This is a genomic window from Streptomyces sp. YKOK-I1, assembly GCF_054660435.1.
Genome location: NZ_BAAGDR010000001.1, coordinates 5,129,337 through 5,153,436, shown reverse-complemented (window position 1 = coordinate 5,153,436; position 24,100 = coordinate 5,129,337). Strand labels below are relative to the sequence as shown.

Genomic DNA, 24,100 nt, shown 5'->3' with positions numbered 1-24,100 from the left:
TCTACGGTGTACGGCATGTCTCACCCCCGACGCTGGCTGATCCTCGCCGTCATCTGTCTCGCGCAGCTCACCGTGCTGCTCGACAACACGATCCTGAACGTCGCGATCCCCTCCCTCACCCGGGAGCTGGACGCGCGCACCGCCGACATCCAGTGGATGATCAACGCGTACTCGCTCGTCCAGTCGGGTCTGCTGCTCACCGCAGGCAGCGCCGCCGACCGGTACGGCCGCAGGAAGATGCTGGCCACGGGCCTCGCGCTGTTCGGCGCCGGCTCGGCGGTGGCCGGGTTCGCCACCACCTCCGGCCAGCTGATCGCCGCCCGGGCCGGCATGGGCGTGGGCGGCGCGCTGCTGCTCACCACCACCCTCGCCGTGGCGATGCAGATCTTCGCGCCCGCGGAGCAGCCCAGGGCGATCGGGATCTGGGCCGCGGTGAACGCGCTCGGGTTCGCCACCGGCCCGCTCGTCGGCGGTTTCATGCTCGACCACTTCCGGTGGGGCGCGATCTTCCTGGTCAACCTGCCGGTCGCGGCGCTCGCGCTCGTCGCCGTCCTCGCCCTGGTCCCCGAGTCCAAGGCCGAGTCCTCCCGGGGGACAACCCCCGGACCCCCGGGCCAGGGGGACCGCCCCGACCTGCTCGGCGCGCTCCTGTCCACGATCGGCATGGCCGCGCTGGTCTTCGCGATCATCTCCGGCCCCACCCACGGCTGGACCTCGGCCCGGGTGCTGGTGAGCGCGGCGGTCGCCGCCGTCGTCCTCACCCTGTTCGCCCGCTGGGAGAGCCGGATCCCGTACCCCATGCTCGACCTGGAGTTCTTCCGCGACCGCCGGTTCACCGGCGCGGTCGGCGGGGCCGTCCTGATCGCCTTCGGCATGGGCGGCGCGCTCTTCCTGCTCACCCAGCACCTCCAGTCCGTCCTCGGATACGGCCCCCTGGAGGCGGGCCTGCGCACCGCGCCGCTGGCGCTGACCGTCGTCGTCCTGAACTTCAGCGGGCTGGCGGCGAGGGCGACCGCGCGGCTCGGGGCCCCGCTGTCGGCGCTGGCCGGCATGGTGCTGATGGCGGGCGGGCTCGTCTCGATCGCGTTCAGCGGCGAGGGATACGGCGGTGTCGCGGCCGGTCTGGTGCTGATCGGCGTCGGCTGCGCGGTGGCCAACCCGGCGATGGCCCACGCGGTCATGAGCGCGATACCGCCGGAGAAGGCCGGCGTGGGCGCGGGCGTCAACGGCACGCTGGCGGAGTTCGGCAACGGGCTCGGCGTCGCCGTCCTGGGCGCCGTGCTCAGCGCCTCCCTGGCCTCGGGCGCGTCGCTGTCGGACGGGCTCGGCGCGGGCCTGCTGGTGGGGGCGGTCGCCGTGCTGGGCGGAGGGCTGGTGGCGGCGGGACTGCTGCGCAGGGCGGACAAGGAGAAACGGCCCGCTCTCGTGTGAGCCACTGTGAGCTGCGTCACATGCTGTCACGCGGAGCGGGCCCCCGGTGTCCTGTGGCCGAACCCCCTGGAACCGGAGGAGACACCGTGAGCGAGAACACCGAAGTCGTCGTGATCGGCGGGGGCTACGCCGGCGTCATGGCCGCCAACCGCCTGACGAGCCGCGACGACGTGAACGTCACGCTGATCAACCCGCGCCCGTCCTTCGTGCAGCGGATCCGGCTGCACCAGCTCGTGGCCGGGACCCATACCGCCCTCACCGACTACACGGAGATCCTCGGCGAGCGCGTCCGGCTGGTCGTCGACACCGTGACCCGGATCGACGCGGCCGCCCGCGCCCTGACGCTGGAGCACGGCGGCACCGTCCGCTACGACCACCTGGTCTACGCGGTGGGCAGCGGCAGCGCCGACCCGCGCGTGCCCGGAGCGGCCGAGTTCGCCCATCCGATCGCCACCCTGGAGGACGCGCGGCGACTGCGGCCGGTCGTCGAGGCCGCGTCCGCGCGGGCACCGCTGACCGTCGTCGGAGCCGGTCCGACCGGGATCGAGACCGCCGCCGAGCTGGCCGAGCAGGGCCGCACGGTGACCCTGGTCTGCGGCGGGGTCCTCGGCCCGTACCTCCACCCGCGGGGCCGGCGCTCGGTCGCCGGGCGGCTGGCCGCGCTCGGGGTGACCGTCCTGGACGGCCCCGGCACCCAGGTGACGGCCGTGACCCGTGACGCCGTACGGCTCGCCGACGGCCGGGAGCTGCCGAGCGAGGTGACCGTCTGGACCGCCGGCTTCGGGGTGCCCGACCTGGCCGTGCGCAGCGGCCTGAGCACCGACGCCCTCGGCCGGCTGCTCACCGACGAGACGCTGACCAGCGTCGACGACGCGCACATCGTCGCGGCCGGGGACTCCGCGGCCCCCTCGGACCTGCCGCTGCGGATGAGCTGCCAGGCCGCGGGCCCGCTGGGCGCCCACGCCGCCGACACGGTCCTCAGCCGGATCGACGGCGAGCGTCCCGCGACCCTCACCATCGGCTTCGCCGGCCAGTGCATCAGCCTGGGCCGACGCTTCGGGATCTTCCAGTTCGCCGACAAGGAGGACGCCGCGAAGGGGATCCACCTCGGCGGCCGGTCCGGCGCCAAGGTCAAGGAGCTCATCTGCAAGGGCACCGTCAAGCAGCTGGCGGACGAGGCCCGGGGGCCCGGCTCGTTCCGTCTGCACAAGATGTTCAAGGAAGGCAGGCGGCGCCAGGAGCAGCTGCGGCTCCGCAGCGAGCACGCCGGGACCCCGGCCACCACCGGGACCCCGGCCACCACCGAACACGCGGTCTGAGCCACACCCGGACGGGGGAGGACCCGGACATGGACGATCACACCGCCGACCCGGCGACCGAGGCCTTCGTCGCCCACCGCAATCTGCTCTTCACCGTCGCCTACGAGATGCTCGGCTCGGCGGCCGACGCCGAGGACGTGCTGCAGGAGACCTGGCTGCGCTGGGTCGACACCGACCTGGACGAGGTGCGCGACCGGCGCGCGTACCTCGTCCGGATCACCACCCGGCAGGCCCTCAACCGACTGCGCACCCTGACCCGCCGCAAGGAGGCGTACGTCGGCCCCTGGCTGCCCGAGCCGCTGCTCACCACCCCCGACGTGGCCCAGGACGTCGAACTCGCCGAGAGCGTGTCGATGGCGCTGATGCTCGTCCTGGAGACGCTGTCGCCGACCGAGCGGGCCGTCTTCGTGCTGCGCGAGGTCTTCGACGTCGGCTACGACGAGATCGCCGCCGCCGTCGACAAGAGCCCCGCCGCCGTCCGCCAGATCGCGCACCGCGCCCGCCGGCACGTCGACGCCCGCCGCCCGCGCGAGGCGGTCTCCGAGCGCAGGACCCGGGCCGCCCTGGAGTCCTTCCAGCACGCGCTCACCACCGGGGACCTCCAGGGCTTCCTCGACGTGCTCGCCCCCGAGGTCGTCATGCTGAGCGACGGCGGCGGGCTCCGGCAGGCCGCGCCCCGCCCGATCAGCGGCGCCGACAAGGTGGCCCGCTTCATCCTCGGCACCAGCCGCCGCCACGCGGCGACGCTCACCAGCGAGTTCACCATGGTCAACGGCGGCCCGGCGCTCGCCCTGCGCGTGGACGGCGAGCTGGACGGTGTCGTCGCGATCCGCTTCGAGGACGACCGCATCACGGGCCTCTACTACGTCCGCAACCCGGAGAAACTGACCCGGGTCGACTCCGAGACCCCGCTCACCCTGCGCTGAACACCGGCCGCCGCGGGCGGGCCTAGCATCTTCCCCAGTACCGGAACACAGTTCCCCGTACCGGACGAAGAGGAAGGTGCCCTGCCATGGCCGAGACCGCCAAGGACGCCCCGCACCACAGCGTGTGGCTGGAGGGCAAGGCACGGCGGCGCGGCCGGGGCGGCGGCCAGCCCTCCGGGCTCGACCGGACCCGGATCACCGAGGTCACCGTACGGCTGCTGGACGCGGAGGGCCTCGCCAAGTTCTCCATGCGGCGGCTGGCGGCCGAGCTGAACGTGACGGCGATGTCCGTGTACTGGTACGTCGACACCAAGGACGACCTGCTCGAACTGGCCCTGGACGCGACCTTCGAGGGCATGGAGCTGCCCGACCCGTCGAAGAAGGACGAGGACTGGCGCGACCAGCTGCGCGCCCTGGCCCGCTCCTACCGCGCCCTGCTGGTCCGCCACCCCTGGGTGTCCCCGCTGGCGGGCACGTTCCTCAACATCGGACCGAACAACCTCGCGTTCTCCCGCGCCGTCCAGCAGATCGTCCGCCGCACCGGCCTGCCCACCCACGGGCTGGCGGCGGCCACGTCCTCCGTCTTCCAGTTCGTGTACGGCTTCGGCACGATCGAGGGCCATTTCATCGCCCGCTCCGCGGCCGTGGGCCTGACCCCCGACGCCTACTTCCGCCAGGCCCTCACCACGGTCACCCAGGCCCCCCAGGCCGCCGACGTCGTCAAGGAGAGCGAGGACATCATGGCGGCCCGCGGAGGCGACACGGTCGAGGAGATGTGGGAGCGGGACTTCGCGTACGCCCTGGACCTGTTGATCGCAGGCATCGAAGCGATGGCAGCCAGGGGCGAGGGCCGTTAGGGGCGCGGGCGGTTAGGGGCGCGGGGCTGTGTCGATATGCGGCTCCGCCGCGTGGGCGCGATCAGCCACGGACGACCCGCACCCGCAAGACGACAGGGCGCCCCGTGTCAGCAGGCGCTCACCCCCGCGGAGCGAGCCGCGCAGGAAAGCCGCCGGTCGCGACCGGCCCCCACCGCACCGGAGTGACCCGGATGATCGACTTCCCCTGCCGCACCATCGCCGCCCGGTACTCCTCCCAGTCGGGATGCTCCCCCGCGATGTTCCGGAAGTACTCCACCAGCGGCTCGACGGACTCCGGCACGTCGAGCACCTCGGCCGTCCCGTCGATCTGCACCCACGGCCCGTCCCAGTCGTCGCTCAGCACGAGCAGGCTCACCCGCTCGTCCCGCTTGGCGTTGCGCGTCTTGGCCCGCTCGGGGTAGGTGGAGACCACGATCCGCCCCGAGTCGTCGACGCCGCAGGTCAGCGGCGACCCCTGGGGCCCGCCGTCACCCCGCCGGGTCAGCAGGATCGCGCGGTGACGGGGTCGTACGAACTCCAGCAGCTCGTCGAGCGAGACGGCGGTGTTGGTCGCGATGTTCGGTGCCATGCCGTCAGCCTAGGCGGACGCGGAGCCTCCGTAGGTGACCCTGCCGGTCCTACGCTCCGGGCGGCGACCCGCCCTGCACCGCCTGGACCTCCGGCTCCACCCTCGGCGTCGTACCGATCGCGGCGATGCCCACCTGGACGACCTGGCCGCCCGAGGGATCGGCGCCGGTGCCGAGGCGGGCGAGGTCCAGGTCGACGGGCCCCGAGAACTCCGCGAACCGGCCCCGCACACCCGGGCCAGGGTCACACCGTCCGTACCCGACGGCCGTGACGATCACGGTGTACGGCCCCGGCGCGAGCCCCGACGTGTCGCGTACGAGGCCCTCGTCGTCCGCCTCGGCCCTGCTCCTCGACGGGAACCGGCCCGGTGCGGGGGTGAACCCCGCACCGGGCCGGAGCGTTTGCCGGTCGGTCACTCGCCCGGGTGGGCGAGTTCGATGTCATGGCCGTCCACGTCGGCCCCGGCCACCGTCAGCGCGCTGGCCACCGGCGGATAGCCGGTCGCGATGACCGTGTACTCGCCGCCGTCCAGGTCCGCGAAGGCGTACGCCCCGTCCGCGCCGGTCGTGGCCGAGCCCAGGACGTTGCCCGCCGTGTCGACGAGCGTCACCCGCGCGTCGGCCAGCGGCCCGTGCGGCGCCCGGACGACACCCCGCAGCCGCGCGCCCGCGTCGAGCGCGACCTCCACCCGGGTCACCCCGGTCCCGCCGATCTCGACGGGCAGGGCGCGCGGCCGGAAGCCCGTGGCGTTCACCGCGAGGGTCACCCCGCCCGGCACCGGCTCGGTGACGGCGAACTCGCCCTGGTCACCGGTGGCCGCGGTGGCCAGCAGCTCGCCGCGCACATCGGTGAGGACGACCGTCGCGTCCTTGACTCCCTCGTCCGACCCGGCGGCCCGGACGACGCCGGTGAGGCCGCTGGTCCCGCTCAGCAGGATGTCGTACGCGAGCGGCTCGCCGTTCACGACGATCGTGGAGGCCTGCGGCTGGAACCCGTCCGCCGAGGCGATCAGGACGTACGACCCCGTCCCGGGCGCGTCCAGCGCGTAGCCGCCGTCGGCCTGTGCGACCGACCGGCCCAGCCGGCGTCCGGCCAGGGAGATCAGCGTGACGGCGGCCTGCGGGACTGGCGCGCTCTCGGCGCCCCGGACGAAACCGCTGACCGGGACGGCCGCGGCACCGTGCTCCTGGACGGGCGCGTCGGTGACGGGCGCGTCGGCGGCCTCGGCCGGGGTCTGCACCCCGGCGTCCGCCTCCGCGGCGTGGGCCAGCGCGCCCTTGGTCCGCAGCGGGACCTCCTTGATGAACAGCGTGATCAGGAAGGCGAGCAGGGCCAGCGCCGAGGCGATCAGGAAGACGTCCGCGATGCCGTGGCCGTACGCGTCCTCCATGACCGTGCGCAGCGGCGCGGGCAGCTTGTCCATGTCCGGGATCGTGCCGGAGGAGCTGGAACCGGACGCGAGGGCCGCGTACTTCGGGCCGAGACCGGCGATGCCGTCCTTGGCGTAGTCGGTGATGCGGTTCGCCATGACGGCACCGAGCGCCGAGACGCCCATCGCACCGCCGAGGGAACGGAAGAAGGTGACGGTCGAGCTGGCCGAGCCGAGGTCCTTCGGCTCCACCTGGTTCTGCGTGGACAGCACCAGGTTCTGCATCATCATGCCGACGCCGAGACCCAGCAGCGCCATGAAGACCGCGGTCTTCCAGTAGTCCGTGTCGTAGCGGATGGTGCCCAGCAGACCGAGGCCCGCCGTGATGAGCACACCACCGCTGACCAGCCAGGCCTTCCACTTGCCGGTGCGCGTGATGAACTGCCCGGAGACGGTGGAGGAGACGAACAGACCGCCGATCATCGGGATGGTCAGCACCCCGGACATGGTCGGGGACTCGTCGCGGGCGAGCTGGAAGTACTGGGCGAAGAACACCGTGCCGGAGAACATCGCCACGCCCACGAACATCGAGGCGATGGAGGAGAGGGTGATGGTCCGGTTGCGGAACAGCCGCAGCGGGATGATCGGCTCGCTCGCCCTGGACTCGACGAACACGAAGACCAGCCCGAGCAGGACCGACCCGGCGACCATCGTGTACGTCTGCCAGGACAGCCAGTCGTACTTGTCACCCGCGAAGGTGACCCAGACGAGCAGCAGGGAGACGGCGGCGGAGATGAAGAACGCGCCGGCCCAGTCGACCTTCACGTCCCGCTTCACGACCGGCAGGTGCAGGGTCTTCTGCAGCACGATCAGCGCGATCACGGCGAAGGGGACGCCGACGTAGAAGCACCAGCGCCAGCCCAGCCAGGAGGTGTCGGTGATGACACCGCCGAGCAGCGGGCCGCCGACGGTGGCGACGGCGAAGGTGGCGCCGAGGTAGCCGGAGTAACGGCCGCGCTCCCGCGGCGAGATCATCGCGGCCATCACGATCTGCGCGAGGGCGGAGAGACCGCCGACGCCGACGCCCTGCACGACACGGCAGGCGATCAGCATGCCGGGGTTCTGCGAGAGCCCGGCGGCCGCCGATCCGAGGACGTAGATCACCAGCGCGATCTGGACGAGCGCCTTCTTGTCGTAGAGGTCGGCGAGCTTGCCCCACAGCGGGGTGGTCGCGGTCATCGCCAGCAGGGTGGCGGTCACCACCCAGGTGTAGGCGGACTGGCCGCCGCCGAGGTCGCCGATGATCTCCGGGAGGGCGTTGGAGACGATCGTGGACGACAGGATCGCCACGAACATGCCGAGCAGAAGGCCGGAGAGGGCCTCCATGATCTGCCGGTGCGTCATCGGGGCGTGGGCGCCAGGCCCACCCCCGTGCTTGCCGGGGGCCCGCACACCGGCCGGTGTGGTCGTTGCCATGGACTTCCTTTTCTCTGAGCCGGTGTCATCTCCCCGGCCGGGCGCCCGCCGCCTGGCACGCGCGCTGATCCGACCGGGGAGATGACACCGGCTCTACGCGGGTGTACGGGTGGTCTCGTGCAACAGGGGAGGCGAGGGTCGCGCGGGACGCGCGGCCGGTGCCGTCGGCCGGTACGCGGTGCCCCGGCAGTCGCCGAAGTCGGCGCGCAGCCGGCTCATCAGCCGGATGAGCTGGCCGATCTCGTCGTCGCTCCAGTCGCTCAGGCGCTCCGCCAGCAGGCCGACGCTGCGCCGGTAGAGCTCGGCGAGCACCGTCCGGCCCTCGGGGGTGAGCCGCAGGATGCGGGAGCGCTTGTCCGCCGGGTCCGGGGACCGGTCGATCCAGCCCCGCTCGGCGAGGTGCGCGACATGGCGGCTGGTCACCGACATGTCGACGGCGAGCAGCTCGGAGAGATTGCTCATGCGCATCTCCCCGTGGCGGCCGAGGAGGGTCAGCACGGCGGCGGAGCCGGGGGAGCAGTCGGCCGGCATGATCCGCCCGAGGTCCCGCTTCACGACTCCGAAGGCACTGAGCTGACGCGCAAGTTCCTCGTACTGCGTCCGCGCGGCCATCAGCCCTCCTTGTTTGTTGCTTAGGGCAACCATAAGAGTGATTGGTTGCTGCAGGCAAATAAAACGGGGTGGGGTGCCGCAAAAACTTGGCAAAGGCACGTATTGCTGGGGTAAATGTGCAGGTGGGTGGGGTGACGTCGGGATTGTCAGGGGTCCGCCCTAGGGTGGGCGCATGATCACGACCTCGTCGATCCTCGGACAGTTCGACCAGCACGCGGGCAACGGGACGTTCCCCGACCTGAACAACGGCTACGTCCACCCGGCCGACGTCCGCCTCCACCTCTTCGGTGACACGGCGCGCTGGGCCATGGTCGTGGAGATCCTCGGCTACAACCCGCGCGAGGCGAGCCTGTCCTGCGTCCTCTACCGCTACGGCAACTGCCTCACCGGCTCCGGGCCCGGCTACGGCGCCTTCCTCGACCGGGTGGACAACATGGACGAGATCGACCCCGAGGGCACCGAGGAGTACGTCGGCGAGGTCCCCCTCGTGGTGAACGGCACCCCGCTGACGGTGACCGCCGGGGCGGGGACACCGCTGGAGGAGGTCTTCCGCGAGCTGGTCCCCGCCCACCGGGAGCTGCTGCTGGCCGACGGGGCGGAGCTGCGCGAGGAGATACCCGCCGACCTGCCGCTCCTGCTGAGGCTGGAGGAGTGGAACCACCCCGACGACCACTGGGACACCCCGCCCGGCGGCCACGAGACGTTCCGCCTGCTCGCGGAGGTACTGGAGTCGGGGGACCCGGCCCGTTACCGTCCGACCCTGCCGCCCAACACCCACTGGTCGAACTGGCCGGAGGCGGGCACCTTGTAGAGCGCCGCAGGCCGCCCTGGCGGGCGCCGTTGCGGGACCCCCGCTTGGGCCGTCGCCGCCGTTTTCGCTAGGGTCTCTGGCCATGGCTAACACCCAGGGCCCGCAGGGCAACCACGACCCCGCCGGCAGCACCCAGATGTTCCGCGCGTTCGTCGACGAGGGCGGCCCCCAGGCCACCTCCCGTCAGGCGCCCGCGCCGGCCGGCCCCCGCATCGGTCTGATCATCGGCATCGTCGCCGCCGTGGCGATCGTGGCGGCGGTCGCCTGGCTGGCGCTGAAGTAACCACCGCCCCTGATCCCACCGCTACTCCCCCGCTGTTCCCCCGGCTACTCCCACCGCACGGACACGTCCCGCGTCTCGACCCGCATCCCCAGCGGCACCCTCCAGGCCTCGACGCACACCGTCCAGGTCCGCTCCTTCCGTGCACCGGGGGCGAGGGGCGCGGGGAGCTCCACCGTCGACTCGACGGTGGACCAGTCGATGCCGAGGGCGTCGATGACGTGCGTCCCGAAGGTGACCGCGCCCGAACGCACCGGCGCGCCACCCGTGTTGCGGAAGGTCAGCGTCACGTCCTCGCACCAGCGGCGCTCGGTGGGGGTGCGGACGGGGTCGCTCGTGAGAAGGGCGGCGGGGGCGGGCGTGCCGGTGGGCGTGGGCGAGGGGGACGGCGTCTGCCGCGACGGCCTGCCCGCGCCGGAGCCCGTGCTCGTATCCGTGCTCGTATCCGTGCTCTGCACCGGCGAGTCGGCCACCGTCGTGGGCGGATCGGCCGCCGATGTCCCGGGGACGCCCGGAGTTCTCGCCGTTTCCGACGCGGGCGGGCCGATGTCCGCCGGCTCGTCCAGCGGCACCAGTCGTACGCCTCCCGTGGGTCCCGCCGGCGGAGGGCTCCCGCCCGGGACGCCGATCGCGACGTAATCCCGCCCGTGCCCGCCACCGCCGTACGCCCCGAGGGCGCCCGCCGCTCCCGCCACGACGGCGACGGCCGCCGACAGGCCCCACAGGGCGCGCCGACGGCCGCGTGACCGTTCCGACGTTCCTTCCGGTGTCGCGCGCATCGCGACAGTGTGGCTGACGATGCGTCAGTAAGGAACCCTCGGTGAGGAACCCTCAGTCCGAGATCAGGCCCTCGCGGAGCTGGGCCAGGGTGCGGGTCAGGAGGCGGGAGACGTGCATCTGCGAGATGCCGACCTCCTCGCCGATCTGGGACTGCGTCATGTTGGCGAAGAAGCGCAGCATGATGATGCGCCGCTCGCGCGGCGGGAGCTTGGCGAGCAGGGGCTTGAGCGACTCCCGGTACTCCACGCCCTCCAGGGCCGTGTCCTCGTAACCGAGGCGGTCGGCCAGGGAGCCCTCGCCGCCGTCGTCCTCGGGGGCCGGGGAGTCCAGCGAGGAGGCCGTGTACGCGTTGCCGACGGCGAGGCCGTCGACCACGTCCTCCTCGGAGACGCCGAGGACCGCGGCGAGTTCGGCGACCGTCGGCGAGCGGTCCAGCTTCTGGGAGAGCTCGTCGCTGGCCTTGGTGAGGGCCAGGCGCAGCTCCTGGAGCCGGCGCGGGACGCGGACGGACCACGAGGTGTCGCGGAAGAACCGCTTGATCTCGCCCACGACCGTCGGCATCGCGAACGTCGGGAACTCCACGCCGCGTTCGCAGTCGAAGCGGTCGATGGCCTTGATCAGGCCGATCGTGCCGACCTGGACGATGTCCTCCATCGGCTCGTTGCGCGAGCGGAAGCGGGCGGCGGCGTAGCGGACGAGCGGGAGGTTGAGCTCGATGAGGGTGTCCCGGACGTAGACCCGTTCGGGGCTGTTCTCGTCGAGTGCGGCCAGTCGCAGGAACAGGGAGCGGGACAGGGTGCGGGTGTCGATGGCACCGGAGGACGGGAGGGCCGGAGCCGGCGCGGCGGCCTCGAGGGCCGTGACGTCGTCGAGCACATCGGGCTCGACGGGCGCGACGGGCTCGGTCTCGCTCTTCGTGAGCGTGAGCACCTTCGAGCTGCCCTGGTCTGCGGACATGCCACCCCCTTTGGGTCGCGGGACGGTCGCGGCGTTCGTTCTCCGCCAGTGGAGAACGTCAGCCTTCACCTGAATACCGGAGCCGAAGCCCTGGCAAACGCGCTTCCAGGAGAATGTCACATGTCGGCAACACGCTGTAGTGACATGTCGACATCACAGTGACGAATCAGCCCTGGAAACAGGGGGTGTGACGGTTTTTCAGCGCAGATATGTCGGGAAGTGCCTCAGTGAGGGATTCGCTCTCACCGGTGACTTCTCGCTCCTGCATGCGAACACCCATCGGATGACGTAACCAGAGCCGTGCGCCCTATGCGTGCGCCCCACCTGTGCGCCTGTGCATACGGCCGTGCTCCCGCGTCCCCACGTTTCGCTAGGCCTCGATACGGTTCGCGGAACGCAGTCGCTGGAAGCTACGCGCGAGTAGCCGGGAAACGTGCATCTGTGAGACGCCGAGTTCCGCGCTGATCTGAGACTGCGTGAGATTGCTGTAATAGCGCAGCAGAAGGATTCTCTGTTCGCGTTCCGGGAGTTGGACGAGGAGATGGCGGACGAGGTCGCGGTGTTCGACGCCGTCCAGGGCCGGGTCCTCGTAACCGAGGCGGTCCAGCAGGCCCGGCAGTCCGTCGCCTTCCTGGGCGGCCTCCAGGGAGGTCGCGTGGTACGACCGCCCCGCCTCGATGCAGGACAGGACCTCGTCCTCGCCGATGCGCAGCCGCTCGGCGATCTCGGCGGTGGTCGGGGTGCGGCCGAAGGCGGTGGTCAGGTCCTCGGTCGCGCTGTTCACCTGCACCCACAGCTCGTGCAGCCGGCGCGGTACGTGGACCGTACGGACGTTGTCCCGGAAGTAGCGCTTGATCTCGCCGACGACGGTCGGCATGGCGAAGGTCGGGAACTGCACGCCCCGGTCCGGGTCGAAGCGGTCGATGGCGTTGATCAGTCCGATGGTGCCGACCTGGACCACGTCCTCCATCGGCTCGTTGCGGGAGCGGAACCGGGCGGCCGCGTAGCGCACGAGCGGGAGGTTGGCCTCGATGAGCGCCCCGCGGACCCGGTTGTGCTCCGGGGAGCCCGGCTGGAGCTCCTTGAGCTCCGCGAAGAGCACCTGGGTGAGCGCCCGGGTGTCGGCGCCGCGGCGCCGCTCGGGGCCCGGGGCGGGTGCCTCTTCCTGGGCCTCTTCCTGGGTCTCTTCCTGAGGGGGCGCAGTACTGGCCGACACGGTCAACGCCACCTCTTCGTCAGGTCAACAACATCGATCCACTCATCCGTCAAAAGCGGTCATAGCATCACAAGACATGTGCACTGTGTGCAAGCACCCCATAACACCGTGTTGAGGGAGAAGTTGGGGCATAGGGCGCGCGAGAGCCCCCCGCCGTCCGGCGGAGGGCTCTCCGGCTCTGCGGGTGCGGCTCAGAACGTGTAGTCGGCGACCACCCAGGTGGCGAACTCCCGCCACAGGGCGACGCCCGCCTGGTGCGCCGGGTGCTCGAGGTACCGCTTCAGGGCGTCGGCGTCCTCGACCGCCGAGTTGATCGCGAAGTCGTAGGCGATGGGGCGCTCGCTGATGTTCCAGCCCAGTTCCCAGAAGGCCAGGTCCTCGATCTGCCCGCCGAGTGTCCGGAAGGCCGCCTCGCCCTCGACCACGCGGGGGTCGTCGCGCTCGACGCCCTCGTTCAGCTTGAACAGGACCAGGTGGCGGATCATGGGCACTCCCGATGCGTGCTGCTGGGCCCGGCGGCTAGTGGGCCCCGTTGGCGAGCCAGGTGAAGAAGTCGCCGATGGCCTTGGCGGCGTCCGATATGCCCTCGAAGCCTATCTGGACGTAGTCCGCCGCCCGGGACGGGTCCGTGATGATCACGTACAGCGCGAAGACCACGAGTATGTAGACGGCGATCTTCTTGGCGTTCACCGCCACCTGGCCTCCCCTGTCGTGGCCGCTGGGGCCCCTGTTGACGGCCGCGAGTGTAACCGTAAGTGCGATTTACGCACCGCTTTTGAGCGGGTGCGGCGTGCCCGTGAAATTTTTTCGCGCATCCGTGAACCGATCGGAAGGCCTCGTCCGATGAGGGGGTGAAGGCAGAACCGAGCCACTGCCCCAGCAAGGGAGAAGACACATGCTGCAGCTGATGGACCTGCCGGTCCTCGTCCTGATCGTCCTGGTCGCCGCCATCACGCTGTGGGCGCTGATCGACTGCATCCGCACCCCCATGGAGCGCGTGCGGTTCCTGCCCAAGCTGCTGTGGCTGCTCATCCTGTTCCACGGCTCGGTCGTCGCCGCCCTCGCCTGGACCTACTTCGGCAAGAAGCCGATAGCGGACACGGCGAAGGGCTCGATCTAAGAAGATCGAGCCCTTCGCTCAAGCGCGGTAGCGGAGGGATTTGAACCCTCGGTGACTTGCGCCACACTCGCTTTCGAGGCGAGCTCCTTCGGCCGCTCGGACACGCTACCGAGGGAGACCTTACAGCACCCGGGGGCGTGGTTTGAAATCGGTATTCGAGGAGGTCGACAGCGACGCGTCAGCGGGTGCGGAAGAACTCCGTGAGGAGTCCCGCGCACTCGTCGGAGAGGACGCCCTCGACGACCTCGGGCCGGTGGTTGAGCCGCCGGTCGCGGACGACGTCCCACAGGGAGCCGGCCGCGCCCGCCTTGTCGTCGCGGGCGCCGTAGACGACCCGGTCCACCCGGGACTGCACGAGCGCGCCCGCGCACATCGTGCAGGGCTCCAGCGTGACGACCAGCGTGCAGCCGGTCAGCCGCCACTCCCCGAGCCGCGCGGCCGCCCGCCGGAGGGCGAGCACCTCCGCGTGGGCCGTGGGATCGCCGTCGGCCTCGCGTTCGTTGTGGCCGGCCGCGAGGACCGTCGTGCCGTCCGGAGCCAGCACCACGGCGCCGACCGGGACGTCCCCGCCCCGGACGGCCAGCCGGGCCTCGTCCAGGGCGAGCCGCATGGCGGCCCGCCAGGGATCGCGTACCGGGTCCGGCGGCGCCTCGGCTGCGGTCAGCGGACGGTCTCCAGGACCTCCGAGGCGCCCAGGGCGTCGGCGATCTCGCTGAGCGCGTCCTCGGACAGCGACTTCAGCTCCTTCTCGCTGACACCCAGGTCGTCGAGGATCCCGGCGTCGCCGACCGGGCCGTGCGGCACGGCCTCGGCGGAACCGGAGGCGCCGCCCTCGTCGTCGTCCTCGTCCTCTCCGTCCTCGGTGCCGTCGAGGTCGAGGGCGTCCAGGTCGTCGTCGTCACCCGGCTCCCTTCCGAGCAGTTCGTCGGTGAGCAGCAGCTCGCCGTACGAGCTGCGGGCGGCGGCAGCGGCGTCGGAGACGTAGATGCGAGGGTCTTCCTCGCCATCGATGCGGACGACACCGAACCACGAGTCCTCCTGCTCGATGAGCACGAGCACCGTGTCCTCGTCGGCAGTGGCTTCCCGGGCCAGGTCGGCGAGATCCGACAGGGTCTCCACATCGTCGAGCTCTGTGTCGCTCGCTTCCCACCCGTCTTCGGTGCGCGCGAGCAGTGCGGCGAAGTACACCGTGACTCTCCCACTGGTCATAGGCGTGCCGGTTGGGGGTCCCCCCGGCGGAGGTTACGGGCGGAGAGAGCTGTGCTCCGAGCCCCACCCACTCGGAATCGTGGCAGAAACAAGGCGTTCAGGGGACGTCTTCGGCTCCCTGTGTCCGGTGGTTTTGATCGCACGTCCATGACTACGTCCGCGGCAACTCACCAGCACACTCGTTGCGGCCACTGCGGATCGTACGCGGCTTTCCCGTGCGTCCACGCACGTCCACCCCCCGGTGCCACCCGTGACGGTGGCGATCTTCCCCGAACGTCCCAAGTGCCGTACGCGCAGGAGGGGATCGTTCGGCTACCAGCGGAATGTGCGCATGCGCATCGCATGACGCAGACGGGCGCTTCTGGCGCGTCGGGGCTGGACCCGGTCACGCAGTTCGCGGGCCTCGGTGAGTTCGCGCAGGAAGCGGTCGCGGCGCCGGCGGCGCTCGGCGTCGGTCTCCCGCGGCACGCCCGAGCGCTCGGTCGGCTCCGGCGCGTCGCGCTTCGGCAGGTCAGGCATAGGCTTCACCACCCCGGGTCCGTCTCCACCACTTTCCCCCGCCCGGGCGGTTTGATGCAGGCGAACGGCCCAAGCCCGCCACCGAGTGCGGGGGAGCCCGGCCGGTCCCGCCCGGTTACTGTTGTGGACATGCGTCTCCACGTCGTCGACCACCCCCTGGTCGCTCACAAGCTCACCACGCTGCGCGACCGGCGCACGGACTCCGCGACCTTCCGCCGCCTGGCCGACGAACTGGTCACCCTGCTCGCCTACGAGGCCACGCGTGACGTGCGCACCGAGCAGGTCGACATCGTCACGCCGGTCGCCGAGACCACCGGGGTGAAGCTCTCCCACCCGCGTCCGCTGGTCGTCCCGATCCTGCGGGCGGGCCTCGGCATGCTGGACGGCATGGTCCGTCTGCTGCCGACCGCCGAGGTGGGCTTCCTGGGCATGATCCGCAACGAGGAGACGCTGGAGGCGTCCACGTACGCCACGCGCATGCCGGAGGACCTCTCCGGCCGCCAGGTGTACGTCCTCGACCCGATGCTGGCGACCGGCGGCACCCTGGTCGCCGCGATCCGCGAGCTGATCCGGCGCGGCGCCGACGACGTGACCGCGGTGGTCCTGCTGGCCGCCCCCGAGGGCGTCGAACTCATGGAGCGCGAACTCGCGGGCACCCCGGTGACGGTCGTCACCGCGGCCGTCGACGACCACCTCAACGACCACGGCTACATCGTCCCTGGCCTGGGCGACGCGGGCGACCGCCTGTACGGCGCGGCGGAGTAGAAGCCGAGCAAAGGGGGGCGTGGCGAGGCCGAGGGCCCGCTACGCCCAAGGGCGCGGGGCCGTTCCGATATGCGGCTCCGCCGTGCGGGCGCGACCAGCCACGACCGGCCCGCCGCACCGGACAAACGGCCCTGAAGTGCCTAGCAGGCCTTCTTCGTCGTCGCCGTGGGCTGCGGCGACACCAGCGCGTTCAGCGCCTTCGCCGCCTCCGCCTCGGTGCTCAGCGCCTGGAACCGGTCGCCGATGATCAGATCGACCTCCGCCCCCTTGCGCGCCGCGTCGGCCCGCCGCTCGGCGCCGTCGACCTGCGTGGACAGCACGGACAGCGAGGTGTTCAGGGAGGCGGTCGGCCCGAGCAGCAGGGCCGCGCCGGTGACCTTCTTGTCGTACTCCTTGGGCGCGTTGCCCACCTCGCCGATCTTGAAGCCGCGCTTCTCCAGCGCGTCGGCGGTGGTCCTGGCGAGCCCGCTGCGGGTGGTGGCGTTGAGGACGTTCACCGTGATCTGCGCGGGCTTGGGCAGCGCGGCCGGGGAGGCGGAGGCCGATGGGCTCGCCTTGGCCGACTTCACCGTGCAGGAAGCCTTGGAACCGGCCGCGGAGGCGGTCCCTCCGCCCCCGGTGAAGACATCGATGAGCTGCAGGGTGCCCCAGCCGGCCACGCCCAGCGCGGCACCGCAGGCGACGACCACGACGACCAGCCTGCCGCGCCGCCGACGACGGCGCATGCGGGGGTACTTGTCCCCCGTGATCCGGTACTTGCCGCCCATGCCGGGGGGAGTCAGCATGCTCATGGGCGCAGCGTAGTGCGCCCGGGCGGCCGTGACTAATAAACGATCATCCGACATCGCTCAAGGGCGGCGGAAAGAACCCGAAAGGGCCAATCCCGCTCACGGCGGAGCGGCTCAGTCCAGCTCGAGGACGCGCGCGTGCAGCACCTGACGCTGCTGGAGCGCCGCCCGCACCGCGCGGTGCAGCCCGTCCTCCAGGTAGAGGTCGCCCTGCCACTTCACCACGTGGGCGAAGAGGTCGCCGTAGAAGGTCGAGTCCTCGGCGAGCAGGGTTTCCAGGTCGAGCTGCTGCTTGGTGGTCACCAGCTGATCGAGGCGGACCGGGCGCGGCGCGACGTCCGCCCACTGCCGGGTGCTTTCCCGGCCGTGGTCGGGGTACGGCCGGCCGTTTCCGATGCGCTTGAAGATCACACGGAAAGCCTACCGGCCCAGACCTTCCGGGCGCAGCCATGGCGGCCGAGTGCGACGCCGGAAAAGCCGTGACGAACGGGGTCAAAACGGGAGCGAGGGGTCTGTCGGTGGAGGGTGCCGACGCGGGCGGCCTGGTCCACCAGGTGGTCACGGTTCCCGGACTCCGCCTACGGCCTGGAGGAGTGGACGGGACCGTCCCGGACCGGGCGGTGCGGGAGTCCCCGCCGCGCGAGCGGTATGCACAGGCTGTGGACAGAGGATCGGCGGGACGCGAAGCGCGACCGCGCCCGGGCGGTCCATCGGCACCCGGGTGGGTCGCGAGATCACCCGCTCCCTCTTCGGCACGGTCCGGCGGAGGCGGTGGCCCGCCTCCGCCGGCCGGTCAGCGCTCCCGTTCCACCGCGGGAGGCTCCTGCTCGGCTTTCTTCACCTGCGGCTTCGGCGCGGTGCTGCGGGCGGCCTCCGCGCGCAGCAGGGCGCGCAGGACGGCGTAGGGGTCGGTGGGCATGGCTGTGCTCCTTGCGTCGTGCTGACGGACCTGGTGCGGGCGTCGGTCAGCAGCGCAGGACCACGGTGCGCAGGGTGTGGGGGGCGTACGGCGTCCCGGGCGGGGCGGGCCGCGGCCGCGGGGCCGGTGCGCCCGGCGCCGGGGCCGGACGGGGCGCCGGGCGCAGGGGTGCGGCGGCGCGCCGGTCACCGGGGGTGGGCCGGACGGCGGTGTCCACGGCGTCGTACTCGACGGTCTCACCGGCGACGACGGGCGAGGCGGGGAGCTCGGCGGGTACACCCGGGGCGAGCAGGCCGAGGAGGCCGAGCAGGGCGAACAGCAGTACGATCACCCGCAGCCGGGTGCGGCTGCGGGGGAGGCGTGCTGCGGTGCTCATGGAGGGTCATCTGCCCACGACACGCCCGCGGTTCAGCACGGTGGAGGCCGGATGCACCCGTTCGGCGGACGGCGCCTTTCCGGCCCTGCGCGCCCCCGAGCGGCGCCCCTACTTCTTCGCGGCCTTCGCCGCCGCTTTCATCTCCTGCTTGTGCGCCCGCACCTTGGTCAGCGACTCCGGGCCGGTGATGTCGGCGACGGACCGGAAGGACTTCGCCTCGCCGTACGACCCCGCGGCCTCCCGCCAGCCCTCCGGCTGCACACCGAGCTGTTTGCCGAGCAGGGCCAGGAAGATCTGGGCCTTCTGCTTGCCGAAGCCGGGCAGCGCCTCCAGCCGCTTCAGCAGCTCCCTGCCGGTGTCGGCGTCCTTCCAGAGGGCCTCGGGGTCACCGTCGTAGTGCTCGACGAGGTACTGGCACAGCTGCTGGATGCGCTTGGCCATGGAGCCCGGGTAGCGGTGCACGGCCGGCTTCTCGGAGAGCAGCGCGGCGAAGGCCTCCGGGTCCTGGGCGGCGATGTCGTGCGCGTCGAGGTCCTCGGCGCCGAGGCGGTCGGCGATCGTGCGGGGGCCCTTGAACGCCCACTCCATCGGGACCTGCTGGTCCAGCAGCATCCCGACCAGCGCGGCCAGCGGGGAACGGCCGAGCAGCTCGTCGGCCTCGGGGTCCTGGGCGAGGTGAAGGGTGACGTCCATGCGTCGATGATCCCCGACCGGCCCCCGCCCCGCGCGCCGGTACCCGTTCGCCCGTTCCGCTCAGTCCGCCCGCCAGTACCCCAGGGCGTGCACCCGTTCCTTGGGGACGCCGAGGTCCTTGCGGACGTATGCGGAGAGGGTGCGGGTGGTGCGGGTGTCGCAGGCGATCCAGACGTACGGGTGCGCGGTGGCCGTGAGCAGGGCGGGCAGCTCGGCGCGGACCCGTTCGACCAGCTCCGCGCGCGGGACGTGCCGCAGTTCGTGCCGGGCGGGGTCGGTGCGGAAGGGGAGGCCGTCGCCCGCGCCGTCGGAGCCCTCGAACCAGACGGTCGCCGGGGCCGGGTCCAGCGCGGCCAGCAGGGAGTTGATCGCGGGCAGGGAGGCGGGGTCGCCGATCGCGAGGACGCGGTCCGGGGCGGGGGCGGGGATGCCGAAGGCGGTGCCCTGGACGGTCGCCTCCACGGTGTCGCCGGGCCGTGCCGCCCGCGCCCAGTCGCTCGCCGCGCCCTCGTGCACGGCGAACTCCAGCGAGAAGGTGCCGGCCGCGGGATCGGGGTCGACCAGGGTGTACGCCCGCTGGTGCGGCCCGCCCGCGTTGCCGAACCACAGCCGCACCCACATGGTCGGGTGCACCCCGGTCGCGGCGAGCAGGCCGCCGTCGGTGAGGTGCACCCGGCGGAAGCGCGGAGTGACGTCCTGCGCGCCGGTCACGGTCAGGGTGAAGTCCTTCGCCCGCATCAGCCGGAGGACCGCGCCCTCCCAGCCCCGCCCCTGCGCCATGGCCTCTTCACCCCTCGCGTACGATTCCTGCATCGATTGATTAGGTAAGGCTAACCTAAAGCACGTCCCGCGATGGAAGGGACAGAGGGACGGAAGGGCCACAGGGTGACGACCGAGATCCACAGAGACGCGTGGGGCGTCCCGCATCTGCGCGCGGCGGACGCCCGGGCACTCGCCCGTACCCAGGGCCTGGTCACGGCCCGCGACCGGGCCTGGCAGCTGGAGGTCGAACGGCACCGCGCCCAGGGCACCTCCGCCGCCTTCCTCGGCCCGGAGGCCGTGGCCTGGGACGTCCTCGTCCGCCGGGCCCGCCTCGCCGACACCGCCCGCCGCTGCTTCGACCGGCTGGAGCACCAGGACCCGGAGACCGCCGCGTGGGTACGGGCGTACGTCGACGGCGTGAACGAAGGGCTCCACGAGACCTCCGGGTCCACGCCGGGTGCGCACGCGGCCCCCGAGTTCACCCGGGTGGGGCTCGCCCCCGGCCGCTGGGAGCCCTGGACCCCGCTCGCGGTCTGGCTCTCCGTCCACCTCCTGTTCGCCGGGTTCCCCGCCAAGCTGTGGCGCGAGGAGGCGGTACGGCACCTCGGGCCCGACGCGGTCGGACTGTTCGCCACCGACGGCCCCGGCACCTCCGGCAGCAACGGCTGGCTGGTGAGCGGCGCACGGACCGTCACCGGGCAGGCGGTCATCGCCGGAGACCCGCACCGGTTCATCGAGGATCCCGGGGTCTACCAGCAGATCCGGCTCGCCTGCGACGAGTTCGACGTCGTCGGCCTCGCCGTGCCCGGCGTCCCCGGCATCGCCCACTTCGGCCACACCGGCCCGGTCGCCTGGGCCATCACCAACGCCATGGCCGACTACCAGGACCTCTACCGCGAACGGCTGCGCCGCACCGGCGCCGGTGTCGAGGCCCTCGGCCCGGACGGCGTCTGGCGCCGCGCCGCCCGGCACACCGAGACCGTCGCGGTGGCCGGGGAGGAGCCCGTCGAGGTGGAGGTGATCGAGACCGACCGGGGGCCGGTGATCGCCGGGGGACCGGAGGGGCTGGAGAGCGGGGTGACGAACAGTCCGGCAGAAACGTTTCCCGGGTTCGATCGTGACCCTGACACCCCCACGCCTGACGTACCCCTGGCCCTCGCCCTCCGCTACCCGCCCCGCGTCACCGAGGACCTCGGCTTCAGCGCCCTCCTCCCCCTGCTGCGGGCCCGCCGGGTCGCCGACGTGGACGCCGCCCTCGATCTCTGGGCCGAGCCGGTCAACGTCGTCCAGGCCGCCGACACCGAGGGCGGACTGCTGCACCGGGTCGCCGGCCGGGTCCCGGTGCGCGCCGCGGCCAACGGCATCCGGCTGGTCCCCGCCTGGGAGCCCGGCCACGAGTGGACCGGCTGGCACGAGACGCCCCGCGCCGGCCTCACCGACGGCGTCGCGGTCATGGCCAACCAGCGCGGCCCGGCCGCCCCCCTGGGCGTCGAGTTCGCCCCGCCCCACCGCGCCGACCGCATCCGCGCCCTGCTGGAGGGGAAGGACGGGCGGGACCAGCGGGGCGAGAGGGACGGGAAGGACGGGAAGGACGGGAAGGACGGGATGGACGGGCAGGACCAGAGAGGCGAGAGGGACGGGAAGGACGGGAAGGACACCTGGACCGCCTCCGACATGGCCGCCCTCCACACGGACACCCACCTCGGCTCCGCCGGACCGCTCCTCGACCAGCTCGCCGCCCTCGACGGCCTCACCGGCCCCGCCGCCGAACTGCGCGCCCGCCTCCTGCGCTGGAACCGCCGCATGGACGCCGACAGCGAGGACGCGGCCCGGTACGCGGCCCTGCGCGGCGCCGTGGTCCGCCGGCTCGCCGCCCACCCGGCCTTCGCCGCCCTGACCGCCCCGCCCGCCTACCCCGAGGTCCTCCTCCCCTGGCTGGCCCTGCTGCCCCGGGTCGGCTTCGCCCTCGAACACCTCCTGCGCGCGGAGGAGCTGTACGGCGTGGACCGGCCCCGGCTGGTCCGCGAGGCCGTCGAGGAGATCGCCGTACAGCCGCCCGCCCGCTGGGGCGACACCCACCGCCTGGCCCCCTGGCGGGCCCTGCCCGACCCGTCGTACGAGGCACCGGCCCTCTCGGGCGACCACGACTGCGTGCTGTGCACCACGGCCGTGCCCGGCTGGACCGACCTCGCCGCGCGCGGCCCGGCCGCCCGTTACGTGTGGGACCTGGCCCGCCGCGAGGACAGCCTGTGGGTGGTCCCGCTCGGCGCCTGCGGCCACCCGGACAGCCGCCACCACCACGACCAGCTGCCCCTGTGGCTCAGGGGCGAGCTGGCCCCGGTCGTCACCGACTGGGCACAGCTGACGAAGGAGAGCGATGTCTGACCAGCACGACCGGCACGTCCCCGTCCACTACGTCCACACGGAGCACGCCGAAGGGTTCGGCACCGTCGGCATCCGTCCCCTCGACGCCGAGCGCGACGCGGACGTCGTGCACGGCTGGGTGCGCGAGGAACGGGCCGTTTTCTGGGGCATGAACGGTCTGACCCGGGACCAGGTCGCCGAGATCTACACCCACATGGCCGGCCTCGACACCCACCACGCCTTCCTCGTCGAACTCGACGGCACCCCGGTCGGCCTGCTCCAGACGTACGAGCCCGCCGAGGACCGGGTCGGCGAGGTCTACGAGGTGGAGCCCGGCGACATCGGCGTCCATGTGCTCCTCGCGCCCGCGCGTGAGCGGGGCGCGCGGCCCGGCTGGTCGGCGGCGCTGATGCGGGCCTTCGCCGCGTACGTGCTGCTCGGCCTCGGCCGGCGGCGGGTCGTGGTGGACCCGGACGTCCGTAACGAGAAGGCCCTCGCCCGCTTCCTGCGGCAGGGCTTCGAGGCCGGGCCGCCGGTCACCCTGCCCGAGATCGACCTGCCGGACGTGTACCTGCCGGAGAAGAAGGCCCAACTGGCGTTCCTGCGCCGCGAGGTGCTGTTCCCGTAGTCACTTCCCTCAGTCCCCTTACCCTTCCGGGATGAGAGCCCCGCTGACCCCGGAAGACCTCGTCGCCCACTACCGACTCGAACCGATACCCCGCGAGGGCGGCCTGTTCCGCCGCACCTGGGCGGGACCCGAGGCGCCCGACGGACGCCCGGCCGGGTCCGCGATCGTCGCGCTGCTCACCGCGGGCGACTTCTCGGCCCTGCACCGCCTGCCCACCGACGAGGTCTGGCACCACTACCTCGGCGACCCGCTGGAGCTGCTGCTCCTCGCCCCCGACGGCAGCTCCCGTACGGCGGTGCTCGGGCCGGACGTGCTCGGCGGGCAGCACCTTCAGCTCACGGTCCCCGCCCGCACCTGGATGGGGGCGCGGACCGGGGGCGCCTGGACCTTCTTCGGCTGCACCATGGCCCCCGGCTTCACCTACGAGGACTACGAGCACGGCGACGCGGCCGACCTGACGGCGCGTCATCCGGACCGGTCCGCGCTGATCGCGGGACTGTGCCGTCCATGACGTTGCTGACGGGCCGGGTGGCCCTGATCACGGGGGCGGGCGGCGGGATCGGCGCCGGTATCGCGCGCCGGTTCGCGCAGGAGGGCGCCGCGGTGGCCCTGCACTGCCGTACGAGCACCGGGGCGGCCCGCGCGCTCGCCGAGGAGATCGAGGCGAGCGGCGAGCGGGCCGTCGTACTGCCCGGTGCCGACCTCACCGTCGAGGACGAGTGCCGCGAACTGGTGGCGCGGGCCGCCGCGTGGGGCGGGGGACGGCTCGACGCGCTGGTGAACAACGCGGGCGTCCAGCCGGTCCGGGCGCTGCCCGGGATGCCGGCGGCGGACTGGCGGGCGGTCGTCGACACCAACCTGACCAGCGTGTTCGCCGTCACCCAGGCGGCCGCCGAGGTCATGGGCGAGCGGGGCGGCGGCAGCGTCACGCACATCGCCTCGGTGGAGGCCCGGCTGCCCGCCCCGGGCCACGCCCACTACGCCGCCGCCAAGGCCGCCGTCGTGATGCACGCGCGCGCGGCGGCCCTGGAGTACGGCCCGCACGGCATCCGCGTCAACACGGTCTCGCCCGGTCTGATCGACCGCGAGGGGCTCGCCGAGGCCTGGCCGGAGGGGGTGCGGCGGTGGCGGGAGGCAGTCGCGGTCGACCGGCTGGGCCGGCCCGAGGACGTCGGCGACGCGTGTGTTTTCCTGGCCTCACGGCTGGCGGCCTGGATCACCGGCCACGACCTGGTGGTGGACGGCGGGGTGTCGGCCCGGCCGACCTGGTAGGGGGCCGAGCGGGTGAGAAGGATGCCGTGTCCATCCGTACGTATCCCCGAGCACACGAGACTC

30 protein-coding genes and 1 tRNA gene are annotated in these 24,100 nt (G+C 72.4%); 12 read left to right on the top strand and 19 right to left on the bottom strand.

Translation table 11 applies throughout. The annotated features are described in order from the left end of the window. Positions 1–15: 15 nt before the first annotated feature. The 4 genes from ACYQ8Q_RS22870 (at position 16) to ACYQ8Q_RS22855 (ending at position 4,533) form a co-directional block, all read left to right on the top strand. Positions 16–1,431, top strand: a complete 1,416-nt coding sequence (locus ACYQ8Q_RS22870; protein WP_460067505.1) for an MFS transporter — start codon at positions 16–18, stop codon at positions 1,429–1,431. Between the two features lie 86 nt (positions 1,432–1,517). Beyond that, complete coding sequence (locus ACYQ8Q_RS22865; protein WP_460067503.1) at positions 1,518–2,750, top strand: NAD(P)/FAD-dependent oxidoreductase; 1,233 nt, start codon at positions 1,518–1,520, stop codon at positions 2,748–2,750. A 29-nt stretch (positions 2,751–2,779) separates the two neighbouring features. Continuing rightward, positions 2,780–3,676: an RNA polymerase sigma-70 factor gene (locus ACYQ8Q_RS22860; RefSeq protein WP_460067501.1), complete on the top strand. Its 897-nt coding sequence runs from the start codon at positions 2,780–2,782 to the stop codon at positions 3,674–3,676. An 86-nt stretch (positions 3,677–3,762) separates the two neighbouring features. After that, on the top strand, positions 3,763–4,533 hold the full coding sequence (locus tag ACYQ8Q_RS22855) for a TetR/AcrR family transcriptional regulator (protein WP_460067500.1): 771 nt from the start codon (positions 3,763–3,765) through the stop codon (positions 4,531–4,533). Between the two features lie 118 nt (positions 4,534–4,651). Here the strand turns inward: ACYQ8Q_RS22855 and ACYQ8Q_RS22850 are convergent, their stop codons facing one another. The 4 genes from ACYQ8Q_RS22850 to ACYQ8Q_RS22835 form a co-directional block, all read right to left on the bottom strand. Continuing rightward, complete coding sequence (locus ACYQ8Q_RS22850; protein WP_460067499.1) at positions 4,652–5,122, bottom strand: PPOX class F420-dependent oxidoreductase; 471 nt, start codon at positions 5,120–5,122, stop codon at positions 4,652–4,654. Between the two features lie 49 nt (positions 5,123–5,171). Further along, positions 5,172–5,537 carry a hypothetical protein gene (locus ACYQ8Q_RS22845; RefSeq protein WP_460067497.1) on the bottom strand — a complete coding sequence of 122 codons (366 nt, stop codon included), beginning with the start codon at positions 5,535–5,537 and terminating at the stop codon, positions 5,172–5,174. Further along, positions 5,534–7,894 (bottom strand): MFS transporter, encoded by a 2,361-nt coding sequence (locus ACYQ8Q_RS22840; RefSeq protein ID WP_460073457.1) that lies wholly within the window; start codon positions 7,892–7,894, stop codon positions 5,534–5,536. The genes ACYQ8Q_RS22845 and ACYQ8Q_RS22840 overlap by 4 nt, the downstream gene beginning before the upstream one ends. A gap of 165 nt (positions 7,895–8,059) precedes the next feature. Next, a complete protein-coding gene (locus ACYQ8Q_RS22835) occupies positions 8,060–8,578 on the bottom strand; it encodes a MarR family winged helix-turn-helix transcriptional regulator (RefSeq protein WP_460067495.1) in 519 nt (172 codons plus the stop codon). A 172-nt stretch (positions 8,579–8,750) separates the two neighbouring features. Here ACYQ8Q_RS22835 and ACYQ8Q_RS22830 point away from each other — a divergent pair, with 172 nt between their 5' ends. Both ACYQ8Q_RS22830 and ACYQ8Q_RS22825 read left to right on the top strand, forming a co-directional pair. After that, on the top strand, positions 8,751–9,389 hold the full coding sequence (locus ACYQ8Q_RS22830) for a DUF7003 family protein (RefSeq protein ID WP_460067494.1): 639 nt from the start codon (positions 8,751–8,753) through the stop codon (positions 9,387–9,389). 82 nt (positions 9,390–9,471) lie between these two features. Further along, positions 9,472–9,672 (top strand): hypothetical protein, encoded by a 201-nt coding sequence (locus tag ACYQ8Q_RS22825; protein WP_055637087.1) that lies wholly within the window; start codon positions 9,472–9,474, stop codon positions 9,670–9,672. Positions 9,673–9,716: 44 nt separating this feature from the next. On the opposite strand, the gene ACYQ8Q_RS22820 is transcribed toward ACYQ8Q_RS22825, so the two are convergent. The 5 genes from ACYQ8Q_RS22820 to ACYQ8Q_RS22800 all read right to left on the bottom strand — a co-directional run bounded on the left by ACYQ8Q_RS22820 (position 9,717) and on the right by ACYQ8Q_RS22800 (position 13,318). Further along, complete coding sequence (locus ACYQ8Q_RS22820) at positions 9,717–10,448, bottom strand: hypothetical protein (protein ID WP_460067493.1); 732 nt, start codon at positions 10,446–10,448, stop codon at positions 9,717–9,719. Positions 10,449–10,500: 52 nt separating this feature from the next. Beyond that, positions 10,501–11,406, bottom strand: coding sequence for an RNA polymerase sigma factor SigF (locus tag ACYQ8Q_RS22815; RefSeq protein ID WP_067255577.1), 906 nt, complete (start codon positions 11,404–11,406; stop codon positions 10,501–10,503). 370 nt (positions 11,407–11,776) lie between these two features. Further along, a complete protein-coding gene (locus tag ACYQ8Q_RS22810; protein WP_460067491.1) occupies positions 11,777–12,634 on the bottom strand; it encodes an RNA polymerase sigma factor SigF in 858 nt (285 codons plus the stop codon). Between the two features lie 179 nt (positions 12,635–12,813). Further along, a complete protein-coding gene (locus ACYQ8Q_RS22805; RefSeq protein WP_460067490.1) occupies positions 12,814–13,107 on the bottom strand; it encodes a Dabb family protein in 294 nt (97 codons plus the stop codon). 34 nt (positions 13,108–13,141) lie between these two features. Then, positions 13,142–13,318 carry a hypothetical protein gene (locus ACYQ8Q_RS22800; RefSeq protein WP_099054080.1) on the bottom strand — a complete coding sequence of 59 codons (177 nt, stop codon included), beginning with the start codon at positions 13,316–13,318 and terminating at the stop codon, positions 13,142–13,144. A 199-nt stretch (positions 13,319–13,517) separates the two neighbouring features. On the opposite strand from ACYQ8Q_RS22800, the gene ACYQ8Q_RS22795 reads away from it, so the two are divergent. Next, the gene (locus ACYQ8Q_RS22795) at positions 13,518–13,742 is read left to right on the top strand and encodes a PLDc N-terminal domain-containing protein (protein ID WP_460067489.1); all 225 of its coding nucleotides are present in this window, start codon (positions 13,518–13,520) and stop codon (positions 13,740–13,742) included. 25 nt (positions 13,743–13,767) lie between these two features. Here the strand turns inward: ACYQ8Q_RS22795 and ACYQ8Q_RS22790 are convergent. The 4 genes from ACYQ8Q_RS22790 to ACYQ8Q_RS22775 form a co-directional block, all read right to left on the bottom strand. Then, a tRNA-Ser gene (locus ACYQ8Q_RS22790) sits at positions 13,768–13,852 on the bottom strand. 68 nt (positions 13,853–13,920) lie between these two features. Further along, positions 13,921–14,352 (bottom strand): tRNA adenosine(34) deaminase TadA, encoded by a 432-nt coding sequence (gene tadA, locus ACYQ8Q_RS22785; protein WP_460067488.1) that lies wholly within the window; start codon positions 14,350–14,352, stop codon positions 13,921–13,923. Between the two features lie 50 nt (positions 14,353–14,402). Beyond that, complete coding sequence (locus ACYQ8Q_RS22780) at positions 14,403–14,930, bottom strand: tRNA adenosine deaminase-associated protein (protein ID WP_460073455.1); 528 nt, start codon at positions 14,928–14,930, stop codon at positions 14,403–14,405. 333 nt (positions 14,931–15,263) lie between these two features. Further along, positions 15,264–15,470 carry a hypothetical protein gene (locus ACYQ8Q_RS22775; RefSeq protein ID WP_460067487.1) on the bottom strand — a complete coding sequence of 69 codons (207 nt, stop codon included), beginning with the start codon at positions 15,468–15,470 and terminating at the stop codon, positions 15,264–15,266. A 129-nt stretch (positions 15,471–15,599) separates the two neighbouring features. On the opposite strand from ACYQ8Q_RS22775, the gene upp reads away from it, so the two are divergent. Beyond that, a complete protein-coding gene (upp, locus tag ACYQ8Q_RS22770; protein WP_460067485.1) occupies positions 15,600–16,235 on the top strand; it encodes a uracil phosphoribosyltransferase in 636 nt (211 codons plus the stop codon). Positions 16,236–16,375: 140 nt separating this feature from the next. Here the strand turns inward: upp and ACYQ8Q_RS22765 are convergent, their stop codons facing one another. From ACYQ8Q_RS22765 to ACYQ8Q_RS22740, 6 genes are all read right to left on the bottom strand, one after another. Further along, entirely contained in the window at positions 16,376–17,026 is a 651-nt protein-coding gene (locus ACYQ8Q_RS22765; protein WP_460067483.1) for a LytR C-terminal domain-containing protein, read from the bottom strand. Positions 17,027–17,137: 111 nt separating this feature from the next. Further along, positions 17,138–17,434, bottom strand: coding sequence for a type II toxin-antitoxin system VapB family antitoxin (locus tag ACYQ8Q_RS22760; RefSeq protein ID WP_004943146.1), 297 nt, complete (start codon positions 17,432–17,434; stop codon positions 17,138–17,140). A gap of 382 nt (positions 17,435–17,816) precedes the next feature. Continuing rightward, a complete protein-coding gene (locus ACYQ8Q_RS22755; protein ID WP_460067482.1) occupies positions 17,817–17,942 on the bottom strand; it encodes a hypothetical protein in 126 nt (41 codons plus the stop codon). Between the two features lie 46 nt (positions 17,943–17,988). After that, positions 17,989–18,318 carry a hypothetical protein gene (locus tag ACYQ8Q_RS22750; protein WP_460067481.1) on the bottom strand — a complete coding sequence of 110 codons (330 nt, stop codon included), beginning with the start codon at positions 18,316–18,318 and terminating at the stop codon, positions 17,989–17,991. Positions 18,319–18,426: 108 nt separating this feature from the next. Next, positions 18,427–19,011: an HhH-GPD-type base excision DNA repair protein gene (locus ACYQ8Q_RS22745; RefSeq protein WP_460067480.1), complete on the bottom strand. Its 585-nt coding sequence runs from the start codon at positions 19,009–19,011 to the stop codon at positions 18,427–18,429. A 60-nt stretch (positions 19,012–19,071) separates the two neighbouring features. Then, entirely contained in the window at positions 19,072–19,791 is a 720-nt protein-coding gene (locus ACYQ8Q_RS22740; RefSeq protein WP_460073453.1) for a siderophore-interacting protein, read from the bottom strand. Between the two features lie 105 nt (positions 19,792–19,896). On the opposite strand from ACYQ8Q_RS22740, the gene ACYQ8Q_RS22735 reads away from it, so the two are divergent. Genes ACYQ8Q_RS22735 through ACYQ8Q_RS22720 form a run of 4 tightly spaced genes read left to right on the top strand, consistent with a single transcriptional unit; the run spans position 19,897 to position 24,037 of the window. Beyond that, the gene (locus ACYQ8Q_RS22735; RefSeq protein WP_460067479.1) at positions 19,897–22,158 is read left to right on the top strand and encodes a penicillin acylase family protein; all 2,262 of its coding nucleotides are present in this window, start codon (positions 19,897–19,899) and stop codon (positions 22,156–22,158) included. After that, the gene (locus tag ACYQ8Q_RS22730; protein WP_460067478.1) at positions 22,151–22,765 is read left to right on the top strand and encodes a GNAT family N-acetyltransferase; all 615 of its coding nucleotides are present in this window, start codon (positions 22,151–22,153) and stop codon (positions 22,763–22,765) included. Before ACYQ8Q_RS22735 ends, ACYQ8Q_RS22730 begins: the two co-directional genes overlap by 8 nt. Before the next feature lie 31 nt (positions 22,766–22,796). Next, positions 22,797–23,276, top strand: coding sequence for a cupin domain-containing protein (locus ACYQ8Q_RS22725; protein ID WP_460067477.1), 480 nt, complete (start codon positions 22,797–22,799; stop codon positions 23,274–23,276). Further along, entirely contained in the window at positions 23,273–24,037 is a 765-nt protein-coding gene (locus ACYQ8Q_RS22720) for an SDR family NAD(P)-dependent oxidoreductase (protein ID WP_460067476.1), read from the top strand. The genes ACYQ8Q_RS22725 and ACYQ8Q_RS22720 overlap by 4 nt, the downstream gene beginning before the upstream one ends. Positions 24,038–24,100 lie beyond the last annotated feature (63 nt).